Annotated in this window: 13 protein-coding genes, 3 pseudogenes and 2 riboswitches; of the genes and pseudogenes, 10 read left to right on the top strand and 6 right to left on the bottom strand. The window is 41.5% G+C overall.

All coding sequences use genetic code 11. The features are described 5' to 3' along the window. Nucleotides 1–43: 43 nt before the first annotated feature. The 4 genes from NPUN_RS06830 to NPUN_RS06815 all read right to left on the bottom strand — a co-directional run bounded on the left by NPUN_RS06830 (nt 44) and on the right by NPUN_RS06815 (nt 8,421). Entirely contained in the window at nt 44–772 is a 729-nt protein-coding gene (locus tag NPUN_RS06830) for a Bax inhibitor-1/YccA family protein (RefSeq protein WP_012408074.1), read from the bottom strand. Between the two features lie 113 nt (nt 773–885). After that, the gene (locus tag NPUN_RS06825) at nt 886–3,645 is read right to left on the bottom strand and encodes a pPIWI_RE module domain-containing protein (protein WP_012408073.1); all 2,760 of its coding nucleotides are present in this window, start codon (nt 3,643–3,645) and stop codon (nt 886–888) included. Next, the gene (locus tag NPUN_RS41625) at nt 3,638–7,114 is read right to left on the bottom strand and encodes a pPIWI_RE_Z domain-containing protein (protein ID WP_012408072.1); all 3,477 of its coding nucleotides are present in this window, start codon (nt 7,112–7,114) and stop codon (nt 3,638–3,640) included. Before NPUN_RS41625 ends, NPUN_RS06825 begins: the two co-directional genes overlap by 8 nt. Continuing rightward, complete coding sequence (locus NPUN_RS06815; RefSeq protein ID WP_012408071.1) at nt 7,114–8,421, bottom strand: restriction endonuclease-related protein; 1,308 nt, start codon at nt 8,419–8,421, stop codon at nt 7,114–7,116. Before NPUN_RS06815 ends, NPUN_RS41625 begins: the two co-directional genes overlap by 1 nt. Before the next feature lie 608 nt (nt 8,422–9,029). Here NPUN_RS06815 and NPUN_RS06810 point away from each other — a divergent pair. After that, nucleotides 9,030–9,815, top strand: coding sequence for an RNA polymerase sigma factor SigF (locus NPUN_RS06810; RefSeq protein WP_012408070.1), 786 nt, complete (start codon nt 9,030–9,032; stop codon nt 9,813–9,815). A gap of 36 nt (nt 9,816–9,851) precedes the next feature. Here NPUN_RS06810 and bchD read toward each other — a convergent pair whose 3' ends face one another. Next, entirely contained in the window at nt 9,852–11,882 is a 2,031-nt protein-coding gene (gene bchD / locus NPUN_RS06805; RefSeq protein WP_012408069.1) for a magnesium chelatase ATPase subunit D, read from the bottom strand. Between the two features lie 91 nt (nt 11,883–11,973). Here bchD and NPUN_RS06800 point away from each other — a divergent pair, with 91 nt between their 5' ends. The 5 genes from NPUN_RS06800 (at nt 11,974) to rnc (ending at nt 15,369) form a co-directional block, all read left to right on the top strand. Beyond that, nucleotides 11,974–12,561: a Uma2 family endonuclease gene (locus NPUN_RS06800; protein ID WP_012408068.1), complete on the top strand. Its 588-nt coding sequence runs from the start codon at nt 11,974–11,976 to the stop codon at nt 12,559–12,561. Nucleotides 12,562–12,603: 42 nt separating this feature from the next. Next, complete coding sequence (locus NPUN_RS44450) at nt 12,604–12,786, top strand: hypothetical protein (protein ID WP_336884926.1); 183 nt, start codon at nt 12,604–12,606, stop codon at nt 12,784–12,786. Further along, nucleotides 12,783–13,211, top strand: a complete 429-nt coding sequence (locus tag NPUN_RS06795; protein WP_012408066.1) for a hypothetical protein — start codon at nt 12,783–12,785, stop codon at nt 13,209–13,211. The genes NPUN_RS44450 and NPUN_RS06795 overlap by 4 nt, the downstream gene beginning before the upstream one ends. A 533-nt stretch (nt 13,212–13,744) precedes the next feature. Continuing rightward, on the top strand, nt 13,745–14,542 hold the full coding sequence (locus NPUN_RS06790) for an NYN domain-containing protein (protein WP_041565242.1): 798 nt from the start codon (nt 13,745–13,747) through the stop codon (nt 14,540–14,542). Between the two features lie 140 nt (nt 14,543–14,682). Then, the gene (gene rnc, locus NPUN_RS06785) at nt 14,683–15,369 is read left to right on the top strand and encodes a ribonuclease III (RefSeq protein ID WP_012408064.1); all 687 of its coding nucleotides are present in this window, start codon (nt 14,683–14,685) and stop codon (nt 15,367–15,369) included. 58 nt (nt 15,370–15,427) lie between these two features. Here rnc and NPUN_RS06780 read toward each other — a convergent pair whose 3' ends face one another. Then, nucleotides 15,428–16,618, bottom strand: a complete 1,191-nt coding sequence (locus tag NPUN_RS06780; protein WP_012408063.1) for a sensor histidine kinase — start codon at nt 16,616–16,618, stop codon at nt 15,428–15,430. 415 nt (nt 16,619–17,033) lie between these two features. After that, nucleotides 17,034–17,270, top strand: a riboswitch (cyclic di-AMP (ydaO/yuaA leader). A 97-nt stretch (nt 17,271–17,367) separates the two neighbouring features. Here NPUN_RS06780 and NPUN_RS06775 point away from each other — a divergent pair. From NPUN_RS06775 to NPUN_RS06755, 4 genes and pseudogenes are all read left to right on the top strand, one after another. Continuing rightward, nucleotides 17,368–17,700 (top strand): annotated as a pseudogene (locus tag NPUN_RS06775) (nitrate ABC transporter permease); the annotation flags it as partial. Continuing rightward, nucleotides 17,690–18,679 (top strand): annotated as a pseudogene (locus NPUN_RS06770) (ABC transporter substrate-binding protein); the annotation flags it as partial. The pseudogenes NPUN_RS06775 and NPUN_RS06770, both read left to right, overlap by 11 nt. 107 nt (nt 18,680–18,786) lie before the next feature. Beyond that, nucleotides 18,787–19,623 (top strand): annotated as a pseudogene (locus NPUN_RS06765) (ABC transporter ATP-binding protein). Between the two features lie 38 nt (nt 19,624–19,661). Continuing rightward, a riboswitch (cyclic di-AMP (ydaO/yuaA leader) is annotated at nt 19,662–19,776 on the top strand. A 241-nt stretch (nt 19,777–20,017) separates the two neighbouring features. Beyond that, complete coding sequence (locus NPUN_RS06755; RefSeq protein ID WP_041565239.1) at nt 20,018–20,635, top strand: universal stress protein; 618 nt, start codon at nt 20,018–20,020, stop codon at nt 20,633–20,635. Nucleotides 20,636–20,705: the final 70 nt, after the last annotated feature.

The raw sequence follows: 20,705 nt of genomic DNA, 5'->3' as shown, positions 1-20,705 counted from the left end.
TTTTACTTTATAAAACTTTACTTGTGTTAGCGTCTACAGACAATTAATCGCGGCCATTGATAGCAATTAGCAACCGCAAGATAAAGACGAACAAGTTGATGTAAGTAAGGTACATCGATAAAGCAGCAGGCAGATATTGGTCATCGCTGTAAGTGCGGGGCAAGATGTAGAAATCGACGACAGAAACCCCAACAAACAGAAATACTCCTAAACCGGAGATGGCAATTTCTAACCAATTTGGCGTGTAAACACCAAACATGGCAAACCCAAATTGGGCAAGGCACACAACCACCAAGGCAATAACACCAAGATTGATGGTTTTCGTCAAAGCCATCCCATCTTGTTCAGAAAGATTTGAACCTATTTGACGGGCAAAAATAAAAGTAACGCCGCAACCAAGGGCAGCTAAACCAATGCCTTGGATGCCAACACCTTGGGATCTCAAAGCGACAAATACCAAGCCACTGAGGGTATATCCAGACAAGAGGCTGTAGGTTGCCAACAGGGGTAGTGCAAGACCCTTGTTACCTTTTTGGGCAACATTTTGGGCAACAAAGAACAAAACTAGCTCCAAAATCACCGCACCAATGAAGGTGGGAAAGAATATTTCGGGGTTAGCACGGATAACTCCCAAACCGCCGTAGGTTCCTAATGCCGTTAGCACCAAACCACCACCGACGTAGGGGAGGGCGTTGGCAATCACGTTAGGACCAACGAGGGCGTGAGATTTAGCCTCACGGATAGCTTCACGAAAATTACTGGTATTGCTCATATTGAAAAACTGTTTTTTAGGAAAACGTTCTGCTTATTCCTATTGTTACCAATCTTTGCGGTTAACAGCCAACGATTTAATATTGTTGCAAAATCTGAAAGGTAGCTTCGTTGTTAAAAATTGGAATCCTCAGAGACTGACGATTCCACTGGATCTTTAGTACTGATAGCATACTCTTTAGCCTTGATTGCAAAGGGAAAAGGCAAAGGCAGGGAAACGTCATTTGCAAAATAAGGCCAGCGACTTCTGAGAGAGTGAACAAAGTGAGCTAGCTTGTCGCCCTTGATTTCTGGGTGATGAATCAAGGCTATTTCTAAGATTCTGGCTCTTCCAGCTTGCCTGCTGCCATTGTCAAGGCGAGACTGATTTTTTTGTAATATTGTTGTGCCTCGTTCAGTATACAACGCCTTTCTAACGCTCAGGTAGAGCGATCGCTCCTCATCATCACACACACCCTGCCATCGGTAAACACCACTGGTTCGACTCCCAGGAGAATCTTTAACAATAGCAGCTGGTACTTCACCAGTATCTGCAATTCGTAAGCGCACAACCCACAGACGATTGATTTGTTCTTGTGAAAGGTACTGTTTTAATGCTTGCAGTGGGTCATTAGTTAGTAAATTTTGGTTTTGTAGCCAGTTCAGCATTTTGCGGGCATTTAGTGCCTCTGCCATGAACAGTACACGCGGGGGTTTATTATCAGTAATTGGAGTATTTAAACACTCTTGTAAACATTCAGCAACGAATTTATTGATTAGCCTTTGTTCTTTCGTTTTTTCTTTGCTTTTTTGTTCATCATCAAGCTCTTCATTACTTTCATCATAAGAGTTAGAATCCCAGTCTTCATCAAGAAGATGCGCGAGTCCAACAGGATATGATATCCAGCCTTGTTCTTTAAATAAATCAGGGGTTGTTAACTCTACTTTAGCTGTTATTGGATTAACTCTGATCATCAAAACAACAGTTTTGGGAATGTTTTCGACATTTGTTTTGCGGGTGCGGCGTAGGACATAAAAGCACGTTAACCAAACATCAGGCTCAATGCCATCTTTTTTGGGATTAATTAAAGGTGTATCAGGTAAAATCCCAAATTGTCTTAGTAAGTCTGACACTGCTCGTTTTACTGGTTCCAAACCGGATTTCTTCAGTTTTTTTGCATCATTTTCGGTGGTTATTCGGTGAATGTGTTGATTGAGATAGCCTGCCTTCATTGCTCCAATTCGCCACGCCAACTTGGGATCAGTCTCGGATCTACGAGGTTTCGGTCTAATTTCGATTAATGCCCCACTTAGTTCTTTAGTTGGGGGTAGAAACGCGGTGATTTGATTAATGCGTTCTACTAATAAATTAGGACGTTGCTGTTGATAAGTTTTCCTTGCTTCAGAAAAATGTTGAATTTCTAGGTCTTGTGTAAGGTCGCCAACATGTTGAGTCTTGATACACAGAGAACCGTAGAAACCTTGATAAATATTTTCTACTTTTGTGGGTGATAAATACAGTAGCTGGCAAATCTCAGCAATCAGTGCATTACGACATTGTGGAGTTTCCCACAAAATAAGTATGGTGCGAAGAGGATTTTCAGCTTCACGAAATACTGCTGGTGCTGCTAGTTTTGGTCGCAGCATTGGGGTGTGTGAATGATTTGGATTGTCAGATTTCTTGGCTTTTTTTGGCTTGGGAGATTGGATATCTTCGTCAGCAAGGAGAGGAACAATTTTCTGTTTGGGTTTCTCTAAAGGCCAGAAAATAAAAATGTTACCTGTCACCCTCTCAGCCTCACCCACTCTCTGAACAGGGAGACGTGCTTCAATAGCTTGATCTAAACTAGCCAAATCTTGTGGACTGACACCAGCAAAGCAGGGTGGTTCTCCTAATTTAGAAGTGTAGGCGATCGCAGCTTGGATACCACTAGGAATTGTGTTGAAACCTGACCAGTTATGATTTGGGTTAGAAACGAAATTATTTGCGTCAGGAAGTTGAGAGTCATTGAGAGAAAAAAGATTGCTGATGGCTTGAGGCCATTTCACTTCCCTTCCATAACCCTTCATCGTTAGTGGAATAAAGCAAAAGGGTTGGCGTTGACCATCTAACCACCGACGGTTATCACCAATATGAGCTTTCACGCCTGGATAAGGTACATAATTCAAAGGTTTTGTCAGCCAACGTCGAATTGATAAATGATGATAAACAATAGGTTTTTCGCGCCAGGGAAAGGTTTGCAAAACAAACTCAATGACAAATGAGATGTATGCTGTTTCTGTTGTGTCCTTTCCTTTTGTTACCGTAACTTCACTGGGAGGCCATGACATCAACTCAGCGCCTTGGAGGCTGACTACTCGGTAAAATGTCAGTTCATACTGCTCATCAAGACCAAAGTAAACTGTTGGTTTTTGGAGAAACTTCTCAGCAAGGTAATCTGGAATTGCTTGGTAAAGGTTGCTTATTTCGACTTTGTTTTGAGGATGTAGTAATTCATAGGTCTGTGAATTACTCCATTGCCAATCAGCATTATTCAAATTTGCAAGTTGTGACTCAACATCCTCCAAGGTACTAAATTCTTCTATTAACCAATCTTTGATCAAGTTACCTAAGTCAGAAATGTCTGTGGTTTCTGTTGCTAACAGCCAAGGTAAACTGCTTTTTTGCCAGCCATTACGCAAAGTCTTGATAATTTTGGGAAAACTACCAACTACCAGGGGGTCGAGGGAATAAACTGGTACAGCCCGATAACTTTTACCTTGGAGTCTGGCACGCTGTTGAGCAAGGTTGTTGGCGACTTGTCGCCATGTAATAGGGACATAGATTGCAGAGAGTTTGTATGTTGGATTTGTTGCAGTAAGTTCCCAAGCACCAGGAAGAATAATTTTAGTCATAGTTTAAGTTTCTTTCTCTCATTTGTTTCAACGCATTCAAAAAAGCTCCATAGAGCGATCGCGCCAGCACATCCTCACCTTCTACATAGGGTTCCAGCACCTTGATGATGGCAACCAAAAGTGAAGTAATTTCGCTGTCTTGTTCGCCAATGGCTGAATTTGGCGCGAATTTCACATCTATAAAATGGACTACTGCTGGTACTCCACCACGCACTAAACGCCCGATGATTTGCCAGATACTCACTAACTGAGTCCAGCAAAGTACCGATCGCTCTCCTTGTGTTAGTTGCTTAAAAGCCCACGCCGTATAGTTCAAGTTGACCATCTCGGCAACAGCATTCTGGTAGAAAATATCTGCAATCTGAGTTAGGGTTAGGTTCCCCGATATTGATTGAGCTTCTTCATAAAGAGTGGAATCTTTTTCGTGTTTCAGCGCCCAAGCGTTGAGTTGCTGAACAGTAGATTGCCAGTTATCAGGTACTGGCATAGGTCTGTTGAGGAACAGCACTGCACCAAATGCAGCTTTACCTTGAGCATTCAAGATGTTGTGACCCCGCTCTAAAGCCATCAAAGGAGCAACTACAATTTGGGTAGGTAAATGTTGTAAATTCCTGATTTCGCTTCGCAGAATCCCATGAAGATGAGTAGGAGCATTGTCACGGCGGAGGGTGGCAATACCGTCATCGTTGATGTTTACGTCGAAACGGTAGCGCGATTGTAAGATAGACGTGACCCATTCGGATTCATCGTAGCTACCCACGACAATCAAGATGCGATCGCGATCGCTCCACCATTCTGTTTGCTGTTGTTTTCGCTGTTCTAAATCCTCAAATACGCCATCTAGAAAACTCTCTCCACCTCTTACCGAGTAGCACATAGCCTCCACCATTTCTTTAGCAGCAAGTTTGCGTTTTGCAGGTGGTAATCCTGATAAAGCAATATAGTTGGCTTGCGGATTCTGTTTGGGACTAAAGAAAAACTGACTTTCAGCTATACCTGCCTCACCAGTTCTAGATTGCAACAATATAGTGGGTTTTATGTTGATGTGATAGGCTGGCGAACCTGGAGCGTAGCTAGTACCTGATATCAAAACAGTATGTGGGCCCTGCCAATCGTCAACTGCAAACAGTTTTGGGAAATTTAACAGTAACGCACGACCTACACCCACATAGCGAAAATAGTCTAACTTGCCAGCTTGTTTAGCACTACGTTCTTGCTTATACAAAAAACCTAGAATATTTCCCACTGGCGATTCTGGTAAAACTGGGAGGAAGTCATCCGGTGGACGATGTAAAAGGTCTTGGCTTGAATCGTGTAAGTTAATTACGCGACCGAGGTCGCTCAGATTATCAACTATAAAACCAAGCCGGTTGTCGAGTATGGTGACTAAAATCGCAAATTGGAGATTTCGGGTTAGTTTCTCAAATTGAGTTTCATCTGGTAGGGAAAGATTATGGATTTCTATCCATCTTTTGCACCAAGGAGCAATTTCAGCTAAGGCTTGACGGTCATCTTCCGCAGTTAGTATTGTCAACGCCAAACCTGAAAGTTCACCACCACGACGGGGATTGAGCGGATGTTGTAAAAATCCATCTAGTTGATCCATCATTTGTTTGCGGCGGCGACGTTGCTCTGTGGGAGCTAAGTCTGCTTCAATGATGCGTTTACGCCGTTCTTCCATGATTTGTTGGTGAGTTAGTTTCGGTTTCGCTGAGACAGGAATCTCAGGCGGATCAACTAGGTCACGGATAATCCGAGCAAATAGAGAACGACCTGTAAAGGGAAGTGGCCCCAACCACGCAACCAATTTTGAGTGGGTGAGGAGTAGGTGATAGATGCGGTTAGTAGCATTTTGGGTATGGTAATGTGCGCTTGTCCAACCAAGAAAGCGATCGCCTGCCATATCACCGCGATCGGAATTGTAAATTGTCGCCAGGTTAAGTCCGAGTTTATTTAAAAATGAGTTTCCAGAACCATCGACTAAGACTTCATCAGGGGCAAACTCTTCGTCAAACTGAATCTGCACGCGATCGGCTTCGTCAACAAATAGATATTTACATTCTCGATAAACAGCCTCAGCAAAAGTCAAGTCTTGTTCAAATCCCTGGCGGGGTACACGAGTATGAATGAAACTAGCAGGGGTGAAAATCCATACTGAAGCTGTAGCAATATCGTCTTCTAAATGGTGACGTGGACATTTGTAATAACAGGGACAAGTGTATTTTTCATCACTTTCCTGCCAGTCTTCATCATCAGAATCATCATTATCAGCTACAAGAACTTTTTGATAAAGCTTGTGACAAGGTTCATTGCCAAATTCCCACTTATCTTCTGATTGCACTAAAGCTAAAAGTGGGCAGACTCGACTAAACCAACGCCATGCAGGATGCATCCCTCCCTTAGTAATTTCCTTACCCTCACTTTTGAGAATAGGTTCGTAGACTTTTGCCAGTTGCTCTTGGCGTTTACTACCCAACACTGGTGCAGCAGGAATTCCTAATTTGTGGCAGAACAAAGAAGCGAGGCGCACTGCTGTAGCAACATCATTCACCATCAACCCACAGCGATCTCCCTGTTTAGCGAAGAAGTAAATCATAATTTCCAACAGGGTAGACTTACCCACATTCAAAAGCCCGACAATGTGGATAAGACCTTCTAAAGTTAGCTGATTACCTTGCTGGAAATTATCTGATTCAGCATCGTATAGCTGGAAGAGGATATTTTCCAAGCGGTTACGATAATTTTCTTGTTGCCCAAATTGGGACAATTTATCGTCCATTTCTTGGGCAGCTAGTATTAATTCTTCACGGGTAACGCTACACTGTGGATTCTGCTTAGTCCGTGTGCGACAAAGGGATACTACAGACGAAGGTGCTATATTAGCAACTTCCTTGGGAATATCAATAGGAACCTCAACTGGAGAGTTACCTTTTTGGGAAATCTTGGCATACCACCGCCCCTCATCTGCTAATTTAACTTTTCGTTGTCTATGCTGTGGGGTTTTTAATAAAGTTGGAAGATATATATTCTCTAAACGAGTTGGGTAGGTACTGGATGGAATAGGTTGAGGAACATTCCTTGCCTCCTCAAGGCAGTAGATTCTAATAATTTCAGGTAAGTTGATGTACTCCTGAAGAACTCGCAGCCATTGTCTGCCTTTACGCTTAATCAAATAGAAACGAGCATTTTGTATAAGTTGCCAGTTGCGATCGCTTTGTAGTTGTTCAACTGGAAAACGATATCCTTTGAGCAAGGCTTCCACAGAAGTTGCAGGTTCTTCTGGTGCTACTTCTTTAAGTAGGGTTAATCCCAATTCCACATCAGCAATGAGTTGGGCAAGACGCTTAAGTTCTCGCTGTTGTACCTTGGTATCTGCGTTAACTAAACTAGATACTGTATGCTGTTGTAATTCATCCGAGTTGCGGAGTTTTTTACACAGATCCTTGCGCCAGCTAATGGTGTCACGCATTATTTTTTCTTCCCTAAAATTGCTTGAGCCTGAGTGATGATTTCGCTAAATAAGCGCAAGCGCACCCCTTCAAGTTCAGGTTCTAGTTGTTCGCGCACTACCTTTATCCGCAAATAGTCTTCGCGTTCATCTGGAAAAACTACAAAAGTTTCCGTTGCATCACGCCGATACTGCACCTTTCGCAAACGTTCTTCATCCACGGATGCCCAATCTTTAAAATCAATTGCCCAGCGAACTTTCGGTGGGAACTCTACGAGTAAGTCAAATTCATCGACAAAAGGCCAGAGAGTAACGCGCAAACCCAATTTTGTAAGTTCTTCTTGAAGTTGAATTTCCCAAATTCCTGGAAGCGTACCGTACAAATGCACACCAGGGGTAACAGCTTTCCAGTCTGCTGCTTTTTCTTTAGAAATAGGTGGCAATGGTTGAAAGTTGCTGGTTGCACAAAGTCTTTCACACCAAGGGTTACGGCAGGTATATGTACCATCAGGGCGTTGGCGTTGCAAGTATGTGCAACGCGGACACAGATGATAAACGCTGCCCTCTGCCAACTTATCCATATCGACATAGATTTCTAACCGTGACAATAACTCCCGCAGTGGTTTGAGTTCTGGTAAACGTAGCTGTTGCCGATATTCTGAGTAATGAAGAGTGGGTTTAGAAATGATTAGTAGTCGAAAAGCGCGATAAGCATCTTCTAGCTGATTTCCCCGACAGTATTCCAGTACATCTTTCAGTACTGACTCTTGTACCTGCGCCACCACATCATTACCTGAAACTTGCCATTCTCTTGCAAAATCGGAAACTACTCCGTCTTCTATAACGCTGACATCTGGCGAAAGATATTTAATCTCTTGGGCTGGTTTCCAAGAAGTAATTGATGTTTCCGCCCAATCAAAAAATTGTGGTAGGTTCTCTGGGGCTTGTTCTCCCCGTAGTAAAGAAGTTAAGTACATACGGGACATTCCAATGCGAAGGGCTTCTGGTACTTGACTTCGCTTTTCTAGCTCAAGTTTTTCCCACTGCACCACACCAGTAGCTAAATACCGCAGAGTGTCAGTTACAGATAGCTGTAAGGAAGGTTTTTCCGGTTCAGATGTAAGGAGGCGAAGACTGCGGGCGCTGTGGTCATCCCATTCCACGTCTATATCGCGCATAGTTTGCAACCACTTCTGAACTGTTGCTTTCTGACGTGGTTGCATTCCGAGTTCTTGACATAGCTCTTCTAGAGTTGGCCCTTGTTTATGGGTACTAAACCATTGCTGAAGTGCATCGAGAATTTTTTGTCGGTGTTTGGTGATTTTCATTGTTCACCCTCCTGTTTAGCAGAAGTGTGACACCCACCAAACTGGCATGTCAATCACCTGTTTCCATGTTTCCACTAAGTTTCCAAAGTTTCTATCTTACCAATATTGAATAGAAATGTACCTCAAAACCCAACTAAGTACAAATTCCCATAAAAATGAGTCGGAATTCTGTTTTTTGTAGCTTAGGTTTTGTTCTTCCACCCAACTTTCAATTTGGATTTTCGACCTTTATTAATGACGATGCGTAGTAAAAGATAAAATTGCCCAGTCTCTTTTGCGATTAATTCAGTACCGATTTACGTTGCTCTCAGTATGACAGATGGCTATTCGGTCAGTTATGCATTGTTCAGCATAAATAGCTAGTTTTTGTTGCAAAAGCTAAAGATTATGTGCCATTCAAGAGTTATGTAAAAAACAAAAATAACCTGCAACAGAAAGGTTAGCAAAATCATGCGTACAAATACTGAATTATGGAGTTCGACCCCTCATAAGTTCAGTGAAACGACGATGGCTTATTCTTCCCTGACTGAGCAAAATAATAACAGCTTAGAAGAAAATATACGCAACTCCATTTTCTGAGGAATAGGAGTTTCAACAAAGGAATGTATATGGCAACAAGTGAGTCCTCTTTACGAACTGATGGTATAGAATTATTACACTTGTACCACCAGAATCCTTCTATTAAACTTCGTAATAAACTTGTACAGTTACATACTGGCTTAGTACGGAAGATGGCTCATAAATTCAGCCATCAATGTAATGAACCTTATGAAGATTTAGAACAAATTGGGTATTTTGGTTTGATTAGGGCTATTGAACGTTTCGATCCCAGCCAAGGATATGCTTTTAGTTCCTTTGCTGTACCATACATTCGCGGTGAGATGCTGCACTTTTTGCGCGATCGCAGTACTCTATTAAAAATTCCCCGTCGTTGGCAAGAATTATACAATGAAGGACAAAAGATTCGCAAGGACTTAGCAATGTCTTTAGGTCGCCAACCTAAGGATGCTGAAATTGCCAGCGAACTTCGAGTATCTGTACAAGAATGGCAAGAAACCAAGTTAGCCGCTCAAAATCGGATGCCTTTAAGTTTAGATGCAACCGCAGTTAACTATGTTGATTGCCAAATAACCTTGGGTGAAGCACTTCCTTGTCCTCGTTCTCATGTTCTTTTACAACAAGAAGAAGAACGCCAACAACTGCAAGGTGCAATCAATATGTTGGAAGAAAAGCCCCGTATGGCAGTCGAAATGGTATTTTTGAAGGAACTTTCTCGCAAGGATGCCGCTAAGAACATTGGTACTAGTCCAATGACGGTAACGCGCTATCTGCAAAAGGGAATCCAGGATTTGATTTGCTATTTACAACCACAGGTAATGCCCACTGGTTCGTAGTCATGCTGAGTCAAAAATCCAATGACTAATGACTAATTATCTAGATTTTAAATCAGCGATCGCACCTTTGGTCATAGCAGCAATAGCTTGATCTGTCGCTTTTGGCAAATGATAATATTTACCGCCTGCTGTTTGCGATAATTCTTTAGCAAAGCCAGTAGACACAAATTTACTTTCCGTATCAATTACTAATAGTTGCATCCCCAAAGCACGAATTCTAGCAGCAATTTCTAATAATTCTCCTTTGATATCTGGCTTTTCTCCTGGTTCAATCTGTTCACCTAAAGAACGCGCTAAGGGAATATTACCCCGCCCATCGGTGATTGCTACAAGGACAACTTGCCCAATATCTCCACTCATCTGGGCATTTAAGCCGACGCGTACAGCTTGAGTTAAACCATGCGCTAAGGGCGAACCCCCACCACAGGGCAACCTTTCCAAACGGTTACGCGCCAAAGCAATAGAACGTGTTGGAGGCAATAATACCTCTGCCTGTTCTCCCCGGAAAGGAATTAATGCTATTTGATCGCGGTTTTGATAAGCTTCTGTTAATAGTTGCATCACTGCACCTTTAGCCGATTGCATTCGATTCAGGGCCATTGAGCCAGAAGCATCTACCACAAATACTACCAACGCCCCGGCTTTGCGTACCAGGCGTTTCGAGCGAATATCAGATTGTTCGACAATAACTTTTCTATCTGGTTGCCTTTCTCTGCGTGCTTTTTGATAAGGAGCAGCTGCTCTGAGGGTAGCATCTACTGCAATGCGTCGCGCTTTTCCCTTGGGTAACATTGGCTTAATGTAGCGTCCCCTGTCATCGGAAAAGATGACACTGCGACTACCAGATTTACCTTGCCGCTTCGCCATTTGGGTAAAGTACAGCACGTTGTCATCAAGGATTACCCCTTCCGGATCAAAGATAAATTCTTCCGGGATGCTGGGGGGTTCTTGCTCTTGATTTTCTTGTTCTTCTTGTTCTTCTTGTTCCTCTTCTGATTCGTCCTGGGGTTCTTCTTGGTTCTGTTGTGGCGGCGGTGGAGGCGGTGGTGGTGCTTGATCGGGTGGCGGTGTCTGCACAACTGTGGCACGTGGTACAATTACCAGTTCTACAGCACGGCGCAAATCTTCGGCATTAACTGTTGTTCGTCCCTCCAAAGCCGCCGCAGCTTTGGCAACCCGCGTGGCGAATAACTCGGCGCGATGTCCCTGAACTCCTCCGCGAATAGACTCATCTACTAAGTAAGCAATTTGTTCATGGGTGATGATTACTTCTTTCAACCATTCCCGTGCCAAGATGATTTGGGTTTTGAGGGAGTCTAAATCTTCGTTGTACTGTTTGAGAAAGTCTTGGGGAGATTTAGAATAAGCGATCGCTTGTTCAACTGCTGCTACTCTTTGATCTAAGCCGAGTACACCGTCAGCAGAGAGTGCGATCGCAATTCTATCTAATAAATGCTCCCGTAATCCGCCTTCTTCTGGGTTGTAGGTGGCAATAAATAGGGATTTGCACGGATGCTGAAAACTAATCCCTTCCCGTTCAATCTGGTTGCGTCCCTCAGATAATACTGTTAGAAGCTGATTTGATATTTGGTCATCTAATAAATTAATTTCATCTACGTACAGTACACCTCGATTTGCTGTAGCGAGTAATCCAGGCTGAAAAATGGTATCACCTTGTTTTACCGACTTTTCAACATCTACTGAACCTAATAGTCGGTCTTCGGTGATACCTAAAGGAATTTGTAAAAAAGGCGCGGGGATAATTTCAACGGGAACATCCTGAATGTCTTTGTCTGCGTACTCCGCCAATAGTTGATCGTCCCATTCTTCGGGGTGGTTGGGGTCACAATTACTAATTGAACCTTTAACAACTTCAATGGGCGGTAGTAGAGCGTGGATAGCACGAGCCATTACAGATTTTGCCGTACCACGACGACCTGCGATCGCTACTCCTCCCAAACCAGGATCAACTGCGGCTAACAGCAAGGCTAATTTAATTGCTTCTTGACCGACTACGGCTGTCAAGGGAAAGGCAGTGATGGTGGGGTTGATAGTAGGCGCAGGCATTGTTTGCTTTCATAGCGAGTCTCGGCCTTTAGCATACCAATTTCTGGCACATTTAGAATAAGTATTATGGCAATGAGAGAAAGGTAAGGTTATGAGTATTGCTCAGGCTAAACGCTTCACACTGGATGAATACCACAGGCTTGGAGAATTGGGCTTTTTCCATGAAGATGACCACATTGAATTAATTAATGGGGAAATTATTGAAATGGCATCCAAAGGTACAGCCCATGAAACTTGTCTAAGAAATTTATGGAAACAACTCCCAAAGATTGTAGGAGATAGGGCAACTCTACAATCTCAAGCCCCGATTACTTTACCACCTAACAGCGAACCTGAACCAGATTTTGCGATTGTTCAAAACCGAGATGATAATTATCTCTCATCTCACCCTAAACCGACTGATGTGTTATTGGTGATGGAGGTTTCCGATTCTTCTTTAGCTTATGATCAAGATGTGAAAATACCTCTCTATGCTAAAGCGGGTATTACTGATTATTGGATATTCAATTTATTCGATAATTATTTGGAAGCTTACAGTGAACCATATCAGGATAGTCAAGGCAAATATGGTTATTCAAATAAGCGAATTTTCTTGTCAAATGAGGTAATAGATTTTCCCTGCTTTCCTGATTTATCTCTTGATTTAGCTAAGGTGTTTCCGCCAAAGCTGCATTTTTAAACTTTGTTATTGTATTCAGTCATAAGACAAGGAGTAAGTTTTATGGCTTATAGTGATTTTAAACTTATTGAAGTTATTGATTCTTTTGGGTTAATTATCCAAGAATCATCGGGACTATTCGCAAATGTGCAGGAACAAGAGTGTAGTGATTTATTATCTACTATTCTTAGGGAAAATGTTGATTTAGCAGTAGCGATAAGTTCCAAAAAGCTCGTAGTGAAATGATAATAAGCCCAATTTTATTAGAAATTAGGCGCAAATTTAATTATGAAATAAGCTTTTTTTCGGGAGTTGATTTTACTGTTGATAGCCAACGAGGACTAAATGGCTTTTGTGATTTTATTTTGAGTCTTTCCTCGGAGCAGTTGCTTGTACGCAGTCCAGTGATTGTTTTAGTAGAAAGTAAAAATGAAAATTTGAGGTCTGGTTTAGCTCAATGTATTGCCGAAATGGTAGCTGCTCAGTTATTTAACGAGAGAGGTAGAAATCAAATTAAAGCTATATATGGTGCTGTTACTATAGGTACACTCTGGCAATTTCTCAAGCTTGAAGGCAATGTAGTTTCGATTGATTTGAGTGAATATTATATTAAGGATGTTAAGAAAATTTTAGGTATTTTATATAGTGCGATCGCGCAAAGTAAATCGTAAATTATTTATTAACTAGAAAATTTTTAAATAAATGCTGGCTTTGAGAGAATATCATAGATGATTCTTAAACTTCATGGATGACAGGCGATCGCTTTTACGAATCTTTATAAATAAGTATGTTGACAATTCAGGGTCATCTATGTAACTCTGTATATTAAGACAGAACAAACAACCACACTGTATAATGCAGGTTTTTGGTATTGTCTCAGCAGCAGAATTCCTAGTTTCCTGCCGAGCTTCGTGTTATCCCTTCGGCTGAATTTTCAGCCCAATGTCAGGTCAACTGATTGACTAGACTTTCAATGGTAAGACAAGATGTTTGGATGAATATTCAGGGGAAGGTATGACGCGAAACTTGGTAGCAAGCCAGGAATTCTACGGCTGAGACTTGAACCAAAAAACGCTACGCTATGAGAACTTTATGACAGAAAAGTACTTTTTAAGTACAAATTCCTAGTCTAAAGTTCTGCTACTGTTAGATGTGTAATTTGTTAAATCTGTCCAGTTCACTAAACAATACTGGATACATTACAATGCCACATTCCGATCAATCTTCCAAAAAACAAACAAGCCAGCAGAAAAATTATGTCGGTATTTTTGCCGATATTCAGAACGTCTCTTTAATTAAAGGAAAAGGTCATTTTTTGCTAGAATTTGCCCAATCCAAAGGGCGTATAGACTGCAAAAATGTCTACTATAATTCACACTATATAAACCAAGTTTGTACTAAAAATGAGCTAGAAATTCTTGGGATCAAGTGTGTTGATGTTCCCGATCATTCAAATAATAGTGCAGATTATCGATTGATGGCTGACTGTGTTAAAGCAGTTGCCTTTAATCCTTCTCTGACAACAATTATCTTACTTTCAGGAGACTGGGACTATGCCGGTTTAATTTGTATTCTCAAAAGTTTGGGTAAAAAGGTGAAAATTTTTGCTCAACGAGGTAGTGAGAGTCCAAAGTTGATTAAACTGGTTGGTAATGATAACTTCCATTTTGTAGATGAATTACCTCAGCTAGTTGCCAATACCAATAAGACTCAACCTCAAAACACAGATATTGTGTCTCAGATTAATTACAAAGAGGCTATAGAGTATTTAATTGAAGCTATCAAAATTGCCTCAATGCAAGGTAAGCCTACTGTATTTGGTCGCATTGATAGATTGATGCGTCAACGTTGTGCTAACTATCAAGGATATTTATCTATTTGTACAGATGATGGCAAGAAATTTAAAAGTTTTAGCCAGTTTATTGATGTTGCTGTCAAGGATGGCAAAGTTCAAAAGCAAAATCAGAAGTTATTTTTAACTGATTTAGATACGGCTGCCTAATATAACTTTGAAAAACCCAGTTTTCTATTCAACTGGGTTTTAGCAACACGCCGCGATTTGCGGTTTTTTTCATGTCTCAATAAAATAACACTTGTCAAGTTTCCCAACAGTCAATTTCTGCAACAAAACACAAGAGAAAAATGCACAAAATTCTAATATTCCATAATGAAAAACTTCTACGCCACGCACTTACTCACCGTTCTTATGTCCATGAGAACCCCGGAGAAGGCGAACATAATGAACGCCTAGAATTCCTCGGTGATGCTTTGCTGAATTTTTTAAGTGGCGAATATCTATATAAGTGTCACCCAGAAATGGGAGAAGATGAATTAACACGGCGGCGTTCGGCGTTGGTAGATGAGAAGCAATTAGCAAAGTTCGCTGAAGAGGTAGGTTTAGACTTTAGGATGCGGTTAGGAAAAGGCGCAATTCTAGACGGAGGCTACCAAAATCCTAATTTACTTAGTAGCACTTTTGAAGCAGTTCTTGGTGCTTACTATTTGGATAATGATTCCAATATTGAAGCAGTTCGCGCAATTATAGAACCACTATTTGATTCTGTAGACCCTAAACATATAGTTGTGTCTCGTTCTAATGTAGACTCAAAAAATCGCTTTCAAGAATGGGTACAACGCAACGTTACTCCAAATCCCCCCAAATACTTTACAGAACAAATAGGAGGCCCTTCTCATGCACCAGAATTTATAGCCAAAGTATTGGTAGATGAAAAAATTTATGGCGAAGGTAAGGGACGCAATAAGAAAGAAGCAGAGAAAGCTGCTGCTGAGGATGCGCTAACTAAGTTGAAAAAACAAGGGTTGTTGTAAAAATGTTTTTTGATTTCACGCAGAGGTGTGGACAATAATTTTACGTCTTGGCACGAAATCAACTCTCTATTTGTAAGGGAAAAATTACAGTGAAGGTAGAACCAACTCCCACCTCAGAAACTAAGTTAATTTGACCTTGGAGTAGTTTTACTAACCGCGAAACGATCGCTAATCCCAATCCTGTACTATCGGGTAGATAGGGACGATCGCTAAAACTGACACGAAAGTAGGGTTCAAATATCTGGGCTTGGTTTTCTGGTGCAATGCCAATTCCAGTGTCAGAAACTGCGATCGCCCATCTCTGGTTCTCCAACACCTGACACATTATAATAATAGTCCCCGACTCTGTATAGCGAATAGCATTACTAATAAGATTTGTAATAATTTGTTGGCACTGAAAAGGATCTATAATTAATTCTTTGGGAGCGCGATCGCAATCCACTACGACTTTTAAATTTTTCCCAACAGCTAAAGGTTCCAACATTTCACAGATATTATTGATTAATTCAGACACATCAGTGGGTGCTAGTTGAAGTTTTATCTGTCCTGCTTCATAGCGCGAAAGTTCTAATACATCGTTAATCAGGTGGAGTAATTGTCTACCGTTACGTAATACCCGCTCAATATGTTCTAAATTAGCTGAGGTGTCTTTTATCTGTGTCTTGCGTCGTTGTTGGCGTAAAAACAGATCCGAGTAACCAATAATGGAAGTTAGAGGATGTTTTAATTCGTGGGCTAGTTGCGAAAGATACTCTTGATTGGCGCTCATTAGGCGTGTGAGTTCTTCATTGTGGAGCGTTAATGATAACTGCAACTGCTGTAATTCTCGCAAGCGTTCGTCAACATAACTCTTAAAACATCGAGCGATCGCTTCGTCTATGATAGCGTCAATCAAACGCATGGAACGAATTATATCTACAGGTGTTCCCTTTAATAAATCTGCGTGTATGGCATCAAATATTACCGTTCGTAGCAGATGATATTCTCTGGCAATTTCTGCTGGGTCAAAACCTTGTTCTGCTCGAATAGCTCCATGCTGAAAACTAGCAGTAACTATCGACTGAATATCACTATCCTGAGATTTTGAAAGCACTGTTACCATTGCTTGTAAAACATCAGGGATATGATCTTTTACTGCTGTATAAGATAGGTCATCAGCACTTTCAATCCGTCTATCCTTGCGAACTGCTGTAACCCATTTATCGATGATGGTGTCCGTTTTTTCAGCCAGTACTTGACTAAAATCCATTATGTTAAATTCAGCTAGGAGATAGATGAGCAAACTGCCATATCCAATTAGTTTAGCGATTGCAGTGGTCTTTTACCAAGTTTAAGAATTTAATCCACCTACCAAAAGAAATACATTCTGTATATTTGTTTGTTTGCTGATTAATTATACGTATTTAATTTTCCTAGGTATAATATATTTTATGCTAATAGATTCCAAACAAGCAGGTAACAATATTGATGCTTGACTCAACTATATTGTTTAGCCTTCTGTGCAAGGAGTTCATTCACCACCTTATTAAAGGTATAAATTTTACTTATTCCCAAAAAGTAAGGGGAGGTACTGAATCCTGGTATTTAAATAAACAATATTTATTCTCAGATAGATGGCTTTTACTGAGCATCAATGTTATATTGTGCATAATTTAGTATCCATTAGAGTAAGTCAGCCTAATTCAGCGTGTCACAGTGCATAACGCTGGAGCGGAGGAACCAAATTGTGGGGCGTATCTCATAGAAAGTGAGGAGTTAAAAGTGAGAAGTGAAGAGTTAACTCAGCACGGGCTAAACGCCCCGCTACCGCTAACAGCACTCGTTACTCAGCACTCTAAAAAGAAGGGCATCTCTCAGCCCTAGCCCGTCAGCTAACTTCGTAGGCATTGGGAGGAGACTGAAGAGACGGCATTTTTATAATGTTCCGATCTCATCGGTGTCCAAGGCTGGTACTGCTCGGATTTCTTGTACCTGCACTTAAATCTGTTGAGGTCGTAAATGATATTTCAACTAAATTTGGTTGCGATCGCAGCGATCGCAACACAAGCTGCGTGGAAAAAGACAAAACCTGTCATCCTCAGAGATGTATTCATTCTACCAGTATTGGGTTTCTTGGGAATAATTGTGCTGTGGTGGATTATTGCACTTGCCAACCATGAATTAATGCCCACTCCACCAGAAGCACTCATTGCTAATCTAGACTACATGTTAAATCCCTTCTACCAAAGAGGCCCAGGTAACTTGGGAATTGGTTGGTTGTTGATCGCAAGTCTGCGCCGGGTATTACTGGGTTTTTTGTTAGGAGCGGTAGTAGCGATTCCTGTGGGATTTTGGGCTACGTCCGTGGTACGAGTATCAAGAAAAATATGGCGATGGCGCTTTAGAAGCCTTTGGGCGCGATTTCCGAGGCTACTTTGACAAACAGCCGCCAGAAGGCAAAGTTTGGGCGGTAGTATTAAGTTCCTCTATTTACGAATACTTTATCCGTTACTTATCCGCCGCCGCAGGAGTCGATCCGCTTAAAGAGTTCCGCGTCATCATCGTTCCGCCCCCCCAAATGGTGACAAACGTGCGGATTGGTGCAATGCAAGCTTACATGGTTGCAGAACCCTGGAATACAAGGGCAATAACAGGTAACGAAAACATCGGTTTTACCTTTGCACAAGGCAAAGAAGTCTGGTTGGGACACCCAGATCGTTTATTGGGAGTAATGGAATCTTTCATCGATAAATATCCCAAAACCTATCGTTCTCTAGTCAAGGCGATGATTGAAGCTTGCCAATATTGCAGCAAAGCAGAAAACCGCCAAGAAGTTGCTGAACTGCTTACAGAACGTTCCTTTACAGGTGCAAGACCCAAAAAGAAAGGTGCGCCAATTGCGAAGTTTACCAGTCCGGGAATTCTCGGAAACTACAATTATGGCGGCTTTGATGGCAAAGACCGCACCATTAAAGCCGCTGATACTACGATTTTCTTCGATATTCCTGACAACCTTCCCAAACAGCCAGGAGAACACTCAACATTCTTATGGCGATCGCGAAGTATCTGGTTAATGACACAAGCAGCGCGGTGGGGACAAATTAAGGAATTTCCCAAAAATGCCGACAAACTAGCCCAACAAGGCTGGAGAACAGATTTATACCGCGAAATAGCATCTGAAATGGGCATTCAGTGCCCCAAGGATGATTACAAGGTCGAACCACCAGAAGTATTTATAGATAAGAAAGGCTTCGACCCCAGCGATCCTGTGGGCTATCTGAATAGTTTTGCTATCAGGGCTAACGCTCCCACTAACTTTTTCATGTCTTAAATCCCAAGTTTAAATATTGACCCTGGCAATTTTAGATTTTAGATTTTCGGTACAAGTCGCAGTTAATCCAAAATTGATTGACTAAATTATTTCGGGAGCCTTTGATGATGGAATATACCTCATTACCTATTAATACCCAGACCGGAGTTCTTCCCCGCACTGGATTTTTAGAAATTGAAAATTTAGTCAAGTCTTATCCGACACCTGATAAAGATAACTTTGTCGTTTTAGATGGAGTTAATCTAACGATTGATTAAGATGAATATATTTCTGTAATTGGTCACTCTGGTTGTGGAAAATCAACCCTATTAAAGATAGTAGCTGGTTTAGAAAAAGCCACTTCCGGCTCAGTTCGGCTTGATGGAAAAGAAATCCGTCAGCCAGGAGCCGAAAGGATGATGGTATTTCAGAACTATTCATTGTTACCTTGGTTAACCGTGCGAGAAAATATCCGGTTAGCTGTGGATGAAGTGCTAAAAAATGCTAATCGGGCTGAAAAAATTAGCATTGTAAATGAACACTTGGCAATGGTAAACTTGACGGCGGCGGCTGACAAATATCCTGATGAAATCTCTGGAGGTATGAAACAACGAGTAGGTATTGCCAGAGCTTTAGCAATTCGTCCCAAAATGTTGCTGATGGATGAACCTTTTGGGGCATTAGATGCGCTAACTCGTGGCAAATTGCAACGGCAAGTATTGGATATTTGGGAAAATAATCGTCAAGCAGTGATGATGATTACCCACGATGTAGACGAAGCAATTTATATGTCCGATCGCATCGTCTTGATGACCAATGGCCCATCTGCTAGTATAGGAGAGATTTTAGAAGTTCCTTTTGAGCATCCACGCGATCGCGCGGCCATGCGAAACTCAAAAGAATATTTTGAACTCCGCAATCACGCTCTGAATTTCCTCGATCGATATTTTGCCCAAGACGAGTAAATTAGATTATCATTTTTTTTAGTGGGTAGCCTAATTCAAATTCATGAAAGCTGAATTTGGAACGGAGGAACCAATGTTTGGGGCTAATCTTATGAGAGACACCTTCCAGTCTTAGCCCGTCAGCTAACTCCGTAGGCAATGGAAGGAACCCCCAAGACTTTGGCTGTAATACAGTTATTATTGGGGTTTCCTGGACTGATTTAAGATTTGCAATTTTGGTTATCGTCACTCAATCTAAAATCCAAAATTGTTCGACTGAGCGTAGCCGTACCCCTCCGGGGAAGCAAGCTACGCGTAGCGTTCCGCAGGAAAGTCCAAAATCTAAAATTTGTCCCCCTGCTTCTCATTACTAATTCATTTCATTGGGAGAAGTAAAGCTGTGCAAATCAAGCCAATGTTAGCACGTCTGCAAAGTGCCACAGGTCGAAATGACTTAATTGAACAAATGGTACTAGTGCCAGAACCAAAAAAACCTTTCTCTAAAAAACCTCAAAAAGCAAAAGCAGTTAATTTAATTGTTGCTTATGACGCATCTCCTAACAGTCATGCGGCGCTAGACATTGCTTTCTGGATTGCCCATCAAACGCGTTTAGCTACTAATGCACAAGTTACAGTTCAAGCTGTTTATGTGGTAGAAGACAATCAAAGCAGTCAATATCCAAATATCTTGAGCTTTCCACAACAGCCTTCATTAGAATGTCAAATCAGTGAAGTATCAAAGTCTGTGACACAGGTATTAACTCAACCTAAATTGCAGACAGTGGTAACTCCCCTACAACAAGCAGATATAATTCTCTGGCAAGCCCGAAGTCTGGCTGAAGAATGGCAAGGTTGCTTCAAATCTCATTTACGGTTTGGCTGCATTTCTACAGAACTTAAAAAAGTTGTTGAATCAGAAGCTGCCGATATCTTATTCCTCGGTTGCAACTCTGTTAATCATCCGATGATTGAAGCATTAGGTTATAATTTTCCCTGCGCCGTTTTGGGTATTCCCAGTTGTATTGATGAATAATCCCTGTTTAAAATTTCAGTAATTTTTATCCAATTGTAATCATAGATAAGTCACCTAAAACTAGGTGGCT

The organism is Nostoc punctiforme PCC 73102 (assembly GCF_000020025.1).
Taxonomy (GTDB): Bacteria; Cyanobacteriota; Cyanobacteriia; order Cyanobacteriales; family Nostocaceae; genus Nostoc; species Nostoc punctiforme.
Note: the sequence above shows the minus strand (reverse complement) of the source record. Positions and strands in the feature narration are given on the sequence as shown.

Excerpts from the sequence above, each read along its gene's own strand:
- NPUN_RS06830 (WP_012408074.1), bottom strand. The coding sequence starts at position 772 with ATGAGCAATACCAGTAATTTTCGTGAAGCTATCCGTGAGGCTAAATCT.
- NPUN_RS06825 (WP_012408073.1), bottom strand. The coding sequence starts at position 3,645 with ATGACTAAAATTATTCTTCCTGGTGCTTGGGAACTTACTGCAACAAAT.
- NPUN_RS41625 (WP_012408072.1), bottom strand. The coding sequence starts at position 7,114 with ATGCGTGACACCATTAGCTGGCGCAAGGATCTGTGTAAAAAACTCCGC.
- NPUN_RS06815 (WP_012408071.1), bottom strand. The coding sequence starts at position 8,421 with ATGAAAATCACCAAACACCGACAAAAAATTCTCGATGCACTTCAGCAA.
- NPUN_RS06810 (WP_012408070.1), top strand. The coding sequence starts at position 9,030 with ATGGCAACAAGTGAGTCCTCTTTACGAACTGATGGTATAGAATTATTA.
- bchD (WP_012408069.1), bottom strand. The coding sequence starts at position 11,882 with ATGCCTGCGCCTACTATCAACCCCACCATCACTGCCTTTCCCTTGACA.
- NPUN_RS06800 (WP_012408068.1), top strand. The coding sequence starts at position 11,974 with ATGAGTATTGCTCAGGCTAAACGCTTCACACTGGATGAATACCACAGG.
- NPUN_RS44450 (WP_336884926.1), top strand. The coding sequence starts at position 12,604 with ATGGCTTATAGTGATTTTAAACTTATTGAAGTTATTGATTCTTTTGGG.
- NPUN_RS06795 (WP_012408066.1), top strand. The coding sequence starts at position 12,783 with ATGATAATAAGCCCAATTTTATTAGAAATTAGGCGCAAATTTAATTAT.
- NPUN_RS06790 (WP_041565242.1), top strand. The coding sequence starts at position 13,745 with ATGCCACATTCCGATCAATCTTCCAAAAAACAAACAAGCCAGCAGAAA.
- rnc (WP_012408064.1), top strand. The coding sequence starts at position 14,683 with ATGCACAAAATTCTAATATTCCATAATGAAAAACTTCTACGCCACGCA.
- NPUN_RS06780 (WP_012408063.1), bottom strand. The coding sequence starts at position 16,618 with ATGGATTTTAGTCAAGTACTGGCTGAAAAAACGGACACCATCATCGAT.
- NPUN_RS06755 (WP_041565239.1), top strand. The coding sequence starts at position 20,018 with ATGTTAGCACGTCTGCAAAGTGCCACAGGTCGAAATGACTTAATTGAA.